9 protein-coding genes are annotated in these 12801 nt (G+C 36.0%); 7 read left to right on the top strand and 2 right to left on the bottom strand.

Annotated elements, in window-relative coordinates; genetic code table 11:
- The first annotated feature begins 322 nt into the window (after positions 1-322).
- From apcA to ACIR310F_RS0115710, 4 genes are all read left to right on the top strand, one after another.
- A complete protein-coding gene (apcA, locus tag ACIR310F_RS0115725; RefSeq protein ID WP_028084653.1) occupies positions 323-808 on the top strand; it encodes an allophycocyanin subunit alpha in 486 nt (161 codons plus the stop codon).
- Positions 809-876: 68 nt separating this feature from the next.
- Positions 877-1362 (top strand): allophycocyanin subunit beta, encoded by a 486-nt coding sequence (apcB, locus tag ACIR310F_RS0115720; protein ID WP_028084652.1) that lies wholly within the window; start codon positions 877-879, stop codon positions 1360-1362.
- 219 nt (positions 1363-1581) lie between these two features.
- Positions 1582-1788, top strand: coding sequence for a phycobilisome linker polypeptide (locus ACIR310F_RS0115715; protein WP_027402734.1), 207 nt, complete (start codon positions 1582-1584; stop codon positions 1786-1788).
- A gap of 286 nt (positions 1789-2074) precedes the next feature.
- Entirely contained in the window at positions 2075-2377 is a 303-nt protein-coding gene (locus tag ACIR310F_RS0115710; protein ID WP_028084651.1) for a DUF433 domain-containing protein, read from the top strand.
- Between the two features lie 187 nt (positions 2378-2564).
- On the opposite strand, the gene ACIR310F_RS0115705 is transcribed toward ACIR310F_RS0115710, so the two are convergent.
- The gene (locus tag ACIR310F_RS0115705) at positions 2565-3041 is read right to left on the bottom strand and encodes a Spy/CpxP family protein refolding chaperone (protein WP_028084650.1); all 477 of its coding nucleotides are present in this window, start codon (positions 3039-3041) and stop codon (positions 2565-2567) included.
- Positions 3042-3586: 545 nt separating this feature from the next.
- Between ACIR310F_RS0115705 and ACIR310F_RS0115700 the strand changes: the two genes are divergently transcribed.
- Together ACIR310F_RS0115700 and dnaG are read left to right on the top strand one after the other, a co-directional pair.
- On the top strand, positions 3587-6757 hold the full coding sequence (locus tag ACIR310F_RS0115700; protein ID WP_028084649.1) for a type ISP restriction/modification enzyme: 3171 nt from the start codon (positions 3587-3589) through the stop codon (positions 6755-6757).
- A gap of 233 nt (positions 6758-6990) precedes the next feature.
- Positions 6991-8928 (top strand): DNA primase, encoded by a 1938-nt coding sequence (dnaG, locus tag ACIR310F_RS0115695; protein ID WP_028084648.1) that lies wholly within the window; start codon positions 6991-6993, stop codon positions 8926-8928.
- 367 nt (positions 8929-9295) lie between these two features.
- Here the strand turns inward: dnaG and ACIR310F_RS0115690 are convergent, their stop codons facing one another.
- Positions 9296-12013, bottom strand: a complete 2718-nt coding sequence (locus ACIR310F_RS0115690; RefSeq protein ID WP_028084647.1) for an efflux RND transporter permease subunit — start codon at positions 12011-12013, stop codon at positions 9296-9298.
- A gap of 77 nt (positions 12014-12090) precedes the next feature.
- On the opposite strand from ACIR310F_RS0115690, the gene ACIR310F_RS0115685 reads away from it, so the two are divergent.
- On the top strand, positions 12091-12771 hold the full coding sequence (locus tag ACIR310F_RS0115685; protein ID WP_028084646.1) for a 5'-methylthioadenosine/S-adenosylhomocysteine nucleosidase family protein: 681 nt from the start codon (positions 12091-12093) through the stop codon (positions 12769-12771).
- Positions 12772-12801: the final 30 nt, after the last annotated feature.

Here is a 12801-nt window from a genome sequence, read left to right as displayed (position 1 = left end):
CCTGTTCCCTGTTCCCTGTTCCCTGTTCCCTGTTCCCTGTTCCCTGTTCCCTGTTCCCTGTTCCCTGTTGCCTGTTCCCTGTTGCCTCAAAATGAGCAAATCTGAAAATTAATGTTACAAAATATTAAGAGCAGTAATAAATGCTCAACATAATACTGGACAATATTTTGCGGAAGGTATTTGAGTTTTCCATCTGGTTTACACCAAATCCAGTCAATCTGGTTAGAAATGTAAATCAAGATGTCGGGCTTGACTATCAACCATATAAAGTCGTACCAGTTTAATCAAACTCTGGTTACATTAGTTTTGGAGGAATCCATTAATGAGTATCGTCACGAAAGCTATCGTGAATGCTGATGCAGAAGCTCGCTACCTCAGCCCCGGTGAATTAGATAGAATCAAAGGTTTTGTTGCTGGTGGCGCACAACGCCTTCGCATCGCGCAAGTATTGACCGAAAACCGCGAGCGCATTGTTAAGCAAGCTGGTGACCAACTGTTCCAAAAACGTCCTGATGTTGTTTCCCCCGGTGGTAACGCTTACGGTCAAGAAATGACAGCTACTTGCTTGCGTGACTTAGACTACTACCTCCGCCTGGTTACCTACGGAATCGTTTCTGGTGATGTTACAGCCATCGAAGAAATCGGTATCGTTGGTGTTCGGGAAATGTACAAGTCTTTGGGTACTCCCATTGATGCAGTTGCTGGTGGCGTTGCCGCTATGAAGAACGTTGCTGCTACCTTGTTGTCTGCTGAAGACGCTGGTGAAGCTGGTTCTTACTTCGACTACGTTGTTGGTGCAATGCAGTAGGTTTTAGCTCTATTCTCGGCTAAAACTGATACTGTGACAATAAGGTTGGAAATAAGGAAAAAACAACAATGCAAGACGCAATTACCTCCGTTATCAATTCTTCAGACGTTCAAGGTAAATACCTTGATACCTCTGCTCTCGAAAAATTAAAAGGCTACTTCGCTACTGGTGAACTGCGCGTTCGTGCCGCAGGTACTATCAGTGCTAATGCTGCTGCGATCGTTAAAGAAGCTGTAGCTAAGTCTTTGTTGTACTCTGATGTTACCCGCCCCGGTGGTAATATGTACACTACCCGTCGTTACGCAGCTTGTATCCGTGACTTGGATTACTACTTGCGTTATGCTACCTATGCTATGCTCGCTGGTGATGCTTCCATTTTGGATGAGCGCGTATTAAATGGTTTGAAAGAAACCTACAATTCCTTGGGAGTACCCGTAGGCTCTACCGTTCAAGCTATCCAAGCTATGAAGGAAGTAACCGCTAGTTTGGTAGGTCCTGACGCTGGTAAAGAAATGGGCGTTTACTTCGACTATATCTCCTCTGGCTTGAGCTAGGAGTTAGGTTTGCACTTAGTAATATAGGTGCGAAACTGGTATTTTGGTCTGGAAATCAATCATGATTGCTAGAAGGTTCTCTTGCTAATTTGATTGTAAGTGTTATCAGTCTAGTGTTGATGGTTGATTTCCAGTCTGGGAAAGATTAATTAAAGATTTGCACTCAAAATTTTTGAGATAAAAAAGTTTCCACAAACAAATAGAGGAGATTTGAAAAAAATGGCTCGTTTATTTAAAGTAACTGCTTGTGTTCCTAGTCTATCTCGTACTCGCACCCAACGCGAATTACAAAACACTTACTTTACTAAGTTAGTTCCCTATGAAAATTGGTTCCGTGAACAACAACGGATTCAAAAAATGGGTGGCAAGATTGTTAAAGTGGAATTAGCAACTGGTAAACAAGGTACTAATGCTGGTTTGTCTTAATTTCTATACATAGCGAGCTTATTTTATTTCGATTTTGTTAGGGGTCTAAAAAGACCTCTTTTTTTGATTAAATTTTCGGTGTTGCTGATTTAGATAATTTAGCTCACGCAGAGGCGCTCCAGTCGCAGAGAGTGAGAGTAGTAAGAGTTTATCTTTTTTTCATTTGATATTCTATCGAACTCTTGGAAATCATGCCGACAAGTATCCATTGTAAGCGATCGCCTGTGGTGCGATGCGCCAATAATAAACTAGAATTAAATAACCTTAGCTAAAAATTCTCTCAACCATGGCAACTGCTACTAACATTGGTACGCTAGTAACCTGTTCTCCAGATATCAATAATGGTCGTCCCGTGATTACAGGGACTAAAACTTCTGTGAGTCGGGTGGTTGTTCTTTACAAACAAGGTGCAAATGCTGAAGAAATTGCCCGTCGGATAAGTCACCTCAACCTTGCCCAAGTTTATGCAGCTTTAGCTTACTACCACGTTAATCGTCATCAGATTGAAACTGAGTTAGCCCAAGCAGAAGCAGAATACTGGAATTTAGCAGAGTTACACAGCCAGAAAGATACAGCATTGGCGAGTTAATGCGTGGAGTTTTGCGACTTATTAACACCAAATCAGCAGAAGATATGCAGAAGTGGAGTTTTTAAGTAACTGGGTTTATTGATTATGCCAGCTTTTATAGTCAGTCATACAAAAATAGGATGGGCTTTTATACCCACCCCTAGTTAATTATTCTTATTTCAATGGTTAAAAATTATTGGTGGTTGCGTTATTGATGATGAAAACGCATTTCTCCCCGGAATTTCTTCATTTGTGTTTGCTGTTGGCGAGTTAATATAGCTTGCATTTTTTGTCTTTCCGAATCATGGATTTGTTTAATTTGATCTTTCTGTTTGTCCGTTAGGTTCAAAGAATTAAAAATATCACCTTTTTTCTCATGTCCACTGTGATGTTGTCTTTGTCTTTGTTGACGTTCAGCTTTACGTTTTTCCATTGCAGTTTTTAATTGATTTTTTTGTTCTGTGGTCAAAATAGTATCAATTTGAGCGCGGGTATTGGTGTGAATTTCCTTCATTTTCGCTTTTTGTTCACTGTTCAAATTCAAGTGTTTAAATAAACCTCTTTTTTGTAATTCTTGACCAGGTTGGGGTAAGGGTGGGTTGTTCTGCGCTTGCACTGCAAAGGGAGTTGCGATTAAAGTTAAGGCCAGAGTACCAGCAAGCAGTGATAATGTCTTCAGTTTCATAATTAATCTTTGGTTATTTGTAGTTATTTGTCGTTATTTCGGTTTTGTATGTTCCTATAATATTCACTTTTATCCGGAAATTAAACTAGAATTAACAACAACTTTAGAAAATTTAAAGTTAATAATTCACGACGATGGTCGAGGTTTTGATTTAGGTCAAGCTCTGACTGAATTTGGTTTACAAAGTATGCGCGATCGCATTTTAGCATTAGGAGGGTAATTTGAAATTAACACTCATCTAGGTGCAGGTTATCAAATTATTGTGCAAGTTCCTTTACTGAACTATTAAACTGTTTTACTCTCAAAATCATAGTTTTTAGAAAATTTATCTCGGAAAATAAAGTAAAGAAATATTAAAAATTCATGAATTTCGCCACCGTCATCTTTAAAATTAATTATAATCATAAAGTTACCAATTATTTAGTAAAGCTTAGTAATTGGTAATTAGTAATATAATTCCTGGCTATCCTGATTCTGACGATGTATTTTACTAGTAAATTATCATTGATAACATCACATATTTATTTTAAAAACACAGAAAATATATGGACTTTAGACACTATTTACAACAACTGCAAAGCAAACTAGAAAAAGGCAGTGAACGCACTCACTACTCCACATTAGAAAATCTGATTAATAGTGTTATTTTAGGAATAAAATCCACTGTTGAAGAACTGGGAAATCAAGCAGGTATTCCTGATTTTACTGTGAGAAAGAATAATCAATTACTCGGTTATATTGAAGCCAAAAAAATCGGAGAAAACTTAGATAAAATTGAAAAAACTGAACAATTACAACGTTATTTAGAATCATCCATTGGTGAAAATCTGATCCTGACTAATTATCTTCAGTTTCATTGGTATCTTGATGGTAAACTGCAATTAAAAACCACCTTAGCTACAATTGAAAACAATCAAATAATCCCTGCTTCTCATATATTAGAAACTGAACTATTAATTAGATCATTTCTCAATAAACAAGAAAAAACTATTAATAACTACTATGATTTAGCTAAGGAAATGGCCGCAGCAACTAAAGCTATTCGTTATAGTATTAATGAAGCATTGAAAACCGAAGAACAAACAGGAGAATTAACTCAATTAAAGTTATTATTTCAAGAGTTACTATTACCAGATTTAGATAATTATAATTTTGCTGATATGTACGCTCAAACCATAGCTTATGGTTTATTTACCGCTAGGGTAGGCCATTGTCATGGACAAACAACACATCAATTTAATCGTCAAACTGCGGGTATTTATATTAGTGATAAAATTCCCTTTTTACAAGGATTATTTAGTACAGTTATTTCCACAGACATCATCAGTAAAATTAATTGGACAATTGATAGCTTAGTGGAACTTTTAGCTAAGGTTGATATGAATAACATTCTAGAAAACTTTGGACAAGAAACGCGAAAACAAGATCCCATAGTCCACTTTTATGAAACATTTTTAGCAGCTTATGAAGCATCATTAAGAAAAAGTAGAGGAGTTTATTATACTCCTGAACCTGTAGTATCTTTTATTGTTAAAGCAGTTAATCATATTTTAGAAAATGATTTTAATTTAGATGATGGTTTAGGTAGTAAAAACGTCACAATTTTAGACCCAGCTACGGGAACAGGAACTTTTTTATATGAAGTCATTAAACAAATTTATTTTAACTTTGAAAAATATGGAGTCAACCGTTGGAATCAATTATTTAGAGATAAACAAGTTCTCAAACGTTTATATGGTTTTGAGTTATTAATGACTCCTTATACAATTGCACATTTAAAACTGGGATTATTATTAGAAAACTTAGGTTATGAATTTGAAGGAAAAGAAAGATTAAATATCTTTTTAACTAATGCTTTAAACGAAGGAGTGAAAAAATCAGAATTAATTTTAGGCCAGTATATCTCAGCAGAAGCAAACCAAGCAGCAGCAATTAAAACGGAAATTCCTATTCATGTAGTTTTAGGAAATCCTCCCTATTCGGGACATTCAGAAAATAAAAATGAATGGATAGAAGGATTAGTTAAAGATTATTATCACATAGATGGATTATCTTTAGATGAAAAAAATCCCAAATGGTTACAAGATGATTATGTAAAATTTATTCGCTTTGGACAATGGAGAATTGATAAAACAGGAGTAGGAATTTTAGCTTTTGTTACCAATCATGGTTATTTAGATAACCCGACATTTAGAGGAATGCGTCAAAGTTTATTACAAAGTTTTAATCGGATTTATATTCTGAATTTACATGGTAATGCTAAGAAAAAAGAAGTTTCTCCAGATGGAAGTATAGATCAAAATGTCTTTGATATTCAACAGGGAGTAGCGATTTTAATTGCTGTTAAGGATATTCCTAAAAATCAGCTTATATTTAATCAACAAAATGCACCAGAAAATGGCGTTTTTTATGCTGATTTATGGGGAAATCGTGAACATAAATATGAGTTATTGAAAGAATTAACGATGAAAACCGTAGCATGGGAAAGAATCAATCCTATTTCTCCTTTTTATTTGTTGACTCCTCAAGATGTTTATGCTTTAGAAGAATATAATCGAGGTTGGAAAATAACTGATATCATGCTTGTTAATTCTGTGGGAATTGTCACAGCACGAGATTCTTTAACAATTCAGAAAACTCCTGAAGACGTGGAAAAAATTGTTAATGATTTTGCATTTTTACCACCAGAAGAAGCAAGAGAAAAGTATAATTTAGGAAAAGATACAAGAGATTGGCAGGTTGCTTTAGCGCAAGATGATATTAAAAAAAGCAGAGTTAAACAAAATAAAATTAATACAATAAATAGAAATTCGATTAAACAGATTTTATATCGTCCTTTTGATATTAAATACACCTATTATACAGGTAAATCAAGGGGATTTATTTGTATGCCTCGAAATGATGTGATGAAAAATATGTTATTAGGTGATAATTTAGGATTAATTACCGTTAGACAACAATCTCAGTCTGGGGAATGGTCTTTAGTTGGTACTACTCAAGATATCATAGAATCTTGTGCTATTTCTAATAAAACCAAAGAAATTAATTATTTATTCCCTCTTTATATTTATCCAGAAAACGAAACAACCCAAGACAGAAAACCTAATTTTTCTCCAGAATTTATCACTACAATTAAGTCCAAATTGGGTTATATTCCCACAGCAGAAAATATCTTTTATTATATTTATGCTGTGTTTCATTCTCCTCAATATCGTCAACGATACTCCCAGTTTTTAAAGATTGATTTTCCGCGTCTTCCTTTAACTAGCAATAATGAATTATTTAATCAATTAGTTATCAAAGGAGAAAAGTTAGTTAATTTACATTTGATGAAAAATCTGCCCCCAACTCCCAGGACTAAATCAGAAACTTCTACTACTGCTAATTTACCTTTATTTAATGGAGAAGAAAGAGGTGCTATCCATTATCAAGGTGATGGTAAAAATGAAATAAATCAAGTTAAATATAACCCAAATAAACAACAAATTGCTATTAATCAAGATTGTTATTTTTCTGGTATTCCTCAAACAATATGGGAATTTAAAATAGGTGGTTATCAAGTATTAGATAAATGGTTAAAAGACAGAAAAAGTGTTAACATATATTTATCTGACGCGGAAATTACTCATTATCAAAAAATAATTATTGTCGTCATAGAAACAATTAAATTAATGACAGAGATAGATGATATAATCCCTCAGTTTCCTATCATATAAATACCCCAAGACTCAAATGAAAATATTGTAAACGTTCTAAATCTGACAAACAGAACTCAAGCTGCTATTTTAGCTAATAGTTTTTTTCAGATATTTATAACAGAGTATTATATATAATATGCTGTGTTTAAGGGTTTGGTGCGTTACGCTGTAGCTAACACACCCTACTAGCCACTAACACAATTAAAATATATTATAGTATAATAAATCTAGATTATGATTGTTGATTTCTCATGCAAATTCCTCGCTTACATCCAGATACTATTGAAGAAGTTAAACTCCGCGCTGATATTGTTGATGTTATATCAGAGTATGTAGTGTTGCGAAAACGGGGTAAAGATTTTGTGGGTTTGTGTCCTTTTCATGATGAAAAAACTCCCAGCTTTACGGTTAGTCCTTATAAACAAATGTATTATTGTTTTGGCTGTCAAGCTGCGGGAAATGCAATTAAATTTGTCATGGATTTGGGAAAACGTCAATTTGCAGAAGTGGTACTAGATTTAGCAAAACGTTATCAAGTCCCGGTTAAAACTTTAGAACCTGAACAAAGACAAGAATTACAACGTCAAATATCTTTACGTGACCAATTATATACTGTACTCGCTTCCGCTGCTCAATTTTATCAACACACTTTAAGACAATCTCAAGGACAAAAAGCACGGGAATATTTAACAAAAATTCGTCAATTTCAAGAGGAAACTATTCAACAATTTGGTTTAGGTTATGCCCCTCCTGGTTGGGAAACTCTGTACCGTTATTTGGTGGAAAGTAAACATTATCCCCTGCAATTGGTAGAACAAGCAGGATTAATTAAACCACGAAAAGAAGGAGGAGGATATTATGATGTATTTCGTGATAGGTTAATGATTCCTATTCGTGATCTTCAAGGGAGAGTAATTGCTTTTGGAGGCAGAACTTTAACCGAAGAACAACCAAAATATCTCAATTCTCCTGAAACGGAATTATTTAGTAAAGGGAAAACTTTATTTGCTTTAGATGCAGCGAAAAACGCTATTTCTAAAGTTGATCAAGCGGTAGTTGTAGAGGGATATTTTGATGTGATTTCTCTCCATGCAGCCGGAATTAATAACGCTGTTGCTTCCTTGGGTACAGCATTAAGTATAGAACAAGTACGGCTATTATTACGTTATACAGAATCTAAGCAATTAATCCTCAATTTTGATGCAGATAAAGCTGGAATAAATGCTACGGAAAAAGCAATTGGTGAAGTTTCTAATTTAGTTTATACAGGAGAAGTACAATTAAAAATTCTCAATTTACCTCATAGTAAAGATGCTGATGAATATTTACATGATCATACATCATCGGATTATCAGCAATTATTAAAAGATGCACCACTTTGGCTAGATTGGCAAATTCAAAATATCATTAAAAATCGAGATTTAAAACAAGCTACCGACTTTCAACAAGTTACCCAACAAATTATTAAATTATTGCAAAATATCGTTAATAGTGATACACTAAATTATTATGTCTCTTACTGTGCAGAAATTCTCAGTTTAGGAGATAGTAGACTTAAACCTTTAAGAGTTGAAAATCTCCTAACTCAGATTAGGCCTAATAGTCTAAAATCTCTAAGTCCGCGTATAAATAAACCGCAACCTCAAAAGCTAAAATTATCTTTAGTTAATACAGAACGCACTTTACTAGAACGGGCTGAGGCCTCATTATTAATTATTTATATTCATTTTTCTGAACAGCGTCAAATAATTATTGACGAATTAGAAACACGCAATTTAGAATTTAGTCTTTCTCATCATCGTTTTTTATGGCAACAAATGTTAGAATTTTCATTAGATGAACTTGATTTAATTTCCCATGTGCAAAATAGATATTTAGAATTAGGGGAAGAATTAGACATAATTTCCCATTTATTTCATCTCAATGAGAAAAATAAAAAAGAAGACATATTGCGGATTTCCTACATTATCCAAGTAGCACTAGCTTGTATGGAAAGAGTATTCAGAGAAAAACGTTGTCGTTATTTTATAGAACAATGGGAAAAAATAAATCCGCAAACTGAACCAGAAAAAGATAAATATTATGCTGAAGCAATTTACATAGAAAAAATCCATTTACAAGACCTTGAGAAACAGCAAACTCCTTCAAACCTTGGATCGGAATTATTTATATTAATTGCTGATACATAAATTTAGGTTGGGTTTAGTTCCTCGACCCAACCTACATGACTATAAATCATAAAGAATTTTTTATTTTAAAATTTTGAACAGATTTATAGCGTTTCCCAGTTTAATAGACATCTCCAGAAATTAAATATGCGTAGCCTTAAACCCTTGTAGAGACAATTCATGAATTGTCCCTACATTCTTTTTTGGAGATGTCTAATCAACTACAAAATTATCTGCGTTTATCTGCGTTTATCTGCGTTCAATTATTACTGCTAATACCTTACTTGAATGGGAATGGCCATAAGTCAATATTCAAGAAAAAATTATCAACAACAAAATCCCCAACTTCTGAGAGAAGTCAGGGATCTAATTCTACTTTATTAACTTATTAATTTACCTTCCTTCTGGGAAACCAATCATCTAAAATGGCGTAGAATACAGGCACAACAAATAAACTCAGAATAGTAGAACTGACCAAACCACCGGCTATAGAAACAGCCATGGGAGAACGCAATTCTGAACCTGCACCTAAACCCAAAGCAATGGGAACCATCCCCAAAATAGTCGCTGCTGTAGTCATCATAATGGGGCGCAAACGTACAGGACCTGCTTTGAGAATTGCCTCAGTTTTTTCTATTCCAGAATCTCGTAATTGGTTAATGTAATCTACAATTAAAATCGCATTTTTGTTAGTGATTCCCAGCAAAAACACAAAACCAATCAGAGATATCATGCCAAAATCACTTTTGGTAAATAGTAGCGCCAACAACGCTCCCACAATTGCTAAAGGTAAAGAAAGACCAATAACTATCGGGTCTACCCAACTTTTAAACAGCCAAATCAACACCACAATAATACAAAGCGCCGATAATCCTAAAGTTGTGCCAAAACTGCCAAAAACCTGATTTTGACGGGCAGAATCCCCGCCTAAATTTAAAGAAACACCCGCAGGTATGACAGCCTGAGCCTCAGATACCACAATATCCGTTGCATTACCTAAAGTTAGATTTTGTCCCAGGTTAGCGCCAATATAAACCACTCGCTGATGATTCAACCTTTCAATTTGCAAAATTGTATCTTGTTGATGAGATTCACCTGTAATAGTTACATCAGCAAAACCAGATATTTTCTCAATTCGTGCTTTCACTGCTTTAGCTGCTGTAGTCAAAGCCTTGAGATCCTTACCCTGTAAAGCTACTTGCAAAGGTTTTTGTCCACCGGTGTCTACAAATTGAATATCTTCTATACTTGTGGTGACACCGGCCAATTTTGGCAAAGCAGCGCGGAGTTGGTCTTGGACTTGAGCCGTTTTCACTTTTCGTTCTGCCTTTAGCTTAACGTACAGCGTCCCTTTGTTTGGTTCACCTTCACGAGAACCCACAGTAGTAAAAACCGTGGCCACTGCGGGGGACTTTCTCACCACTTTTTCCAGTTTCTTAGCAACATCCAAAGAATCATTTAAAAGATTAGAAATGGAAATAGGAGATGAGTCAGCAGATAAATCCGCAGCAACAGACAAAGACGAATTTCCTAATTTATCTTTTTGTCCCCTTTGTATTTCCTGTCCTCCTGGTTGTTCTCCTCCTCCTGGCACCTCTTGTCCAAGAGCCGCAGGAAGACTAGGTACTAGGGAAGTATAGACAATATTAAATTCTCCCCGGTCAAGTTTGGGAATAAAGCCTTTGGGAATTAGGGGAATTAGGGCAATGCCAGCAATTAAACTAACTACAGCTAACCCCACAACTATCAAACGGTGCTGTAAAGACCAGGTTAACAAATGGCGGTAAGCTTGCTCAAATCCCAGCCAAATCCTACTCTGCTTCTGGGGAGAACTAGATGATTTAGGTTTGAGCCAGTAAATAGCTAAGACTGGTGATAAAGTCCGGGCTACTAATAAAGATGTCAGCATAGCCGCAGAAACAGTAATCCCAAAGGGTTTAAAAAACTGACCAATAACTCCACCCATCAAACCGATAGGCAAAAATACTGCTACCGCTGTTAAAGTGGCTGCGGTGACAGTTAAACCGATTTCATTAGTAGCTATCAGAGCGGCTTCCCGCGGGGTTTTTCCGTTTTCAATATGCCGCATGATGTTTTCGACATCAACTATGGCATCATCCACTATTGAACCAATTACCAAGGCTAATGCTAACAGGGTAATGGTTTCTAAGTTAAAGCCATATATCGCCATGACGATAAATGTCCCTAATAAGGATATGGGAATGGCTAATGCAGAAATTAGGGTAGCTTGCCAATTCCATAAAAAGGGAAAAATGACAACTACCGAGAGGATGATAGCTTCTATCAGGGCATCTATGGTGGAATGGGTGGCATTACGAATATATTCCCCTTGGGTAGCAGCTAAAGTCAAGGTGACATCTTTTAAGTTAGACCTTAATTGTTGTACTTCCTTTTCTACTCCACTGACTACTTCTAGGGTATTAGCATCCCCTTTTTTAATCACCTGGAAGGCCAAAGCGTCTTGACCATTAAACCTGACTAATGTTCCGGTGGTCTGGTGGGGTTTTAATGTTCCACCCCCTAACAGTGATACTTTCAGCACTCCAGGTAATTTAGCTATGCTGGGAACAATTTTATCTTTTGCCAGTTGTCGTAAATTATCAATATCCCGGACAGAACTTTCAACTGCATAGCTAACGGCCGCTGATTCGTTCAGATTCAAAGGAATGATTTTTTTATTTGTATTTTTGGGTAGATTTAACTGATTGACTATTTGGGAAATTTTGCTGGTAGCTGTTTCTAAGTTTGTACCGACAATAAAGGAGGAAACTACAGCAGTTTGACCTGGATAAGTTGATGAACGTATATCCTCAAGTCCTACTAATGATTTTAGGCTTTCCTCTATAGGTTTGGTTAGTTTTTCTTCAGTGTCTAGGGTGTTAGTTAGGGGTGCTTGGGCTGTCACTACCACCACTGGAAAGGTGATGTCTGGAAATAAAGCATATTTGAGAGAACTGAATGCCAGAACCCCGGCTACTGTTATACCTATCCAAAAACACACCGTCAACCAAGAAAACTTAATTGCTAATTTGGAAATATTAAAGCTTTCACGGGCGGATGTTTGGGTTGTTTTGGTCTGTACCATCTGATAAAATTACTATCTTAATCATTATTCATTAGTCATTCGCAATCGGGAATAGTTTTTACCCATTACCCCACAAAATGCCAACTCTGATTTTAGTCCCCCAGGGGGCAGAATATCAAGCCGTCTGTCGTGGATTAAGTTGTATCCCCAGTCCTCCACCCCAGGTATTAACCACCCCCATGGGAATCGCACCAGTGCAGCAGTATTTACAAAAATTAACCCAAAAATTAACCCACATCCGTGAAAATTCTATCTTGATGATGGGTTTATGTGGTAGCTTGACCGGAAAATACCAGGTTGGAGATATTGTTTTATATCAAAACTGCCTTTATCAAGGAAATCTAGAAGAATGTAATAATTATTTCACCACAGATATATATACCCGACTGGGTGATCATGTATCTTTAGTCAGAGGATTAACAAGCGATCGCATTGTATGTACAGCCGCAGAAAAACACCACTTACATCAACAATACGGTGCTGATGTTGTGGATATGGAAGCATATCCCTTCCTAGAATTTTTCCGCCAATTCCCAGACAAACAAGTGGCCATATTGCGAGTAGTCAGCGATGATTCTAACCATGATATCCCAAATATCACATCCGCGATTAGTGACAACGGTTCTTTGCGACCTTTCCCCCTAGCTTGGGAATTTATCCGTCAACCACAGTCAGCTAGGCGATTAATTACTGGTTCATTGCAAGGACTCAAGGTTTTAACAGCAGTGACTCAATTATTATTTACGCCAGACCCCTGACTTCTCTAAAAAGTCGGGGATCTGAATATC

The organism is Dolichospermum circinale AWQC310F (assembly GCF_000426925.1).
Taxonomy (GTDB): Bacteria; Cyanobacteriota; Cyanobacteriia; order Cyanobacteriales; family Nostocaceae; genus Dolichospermum; species Dolichospermum circinale.
The sequence above is the reverse complement of the archived record's forward strand: the minus strand, read 5'-3'. Positions and strand labels throughout refer to the sequence as shown.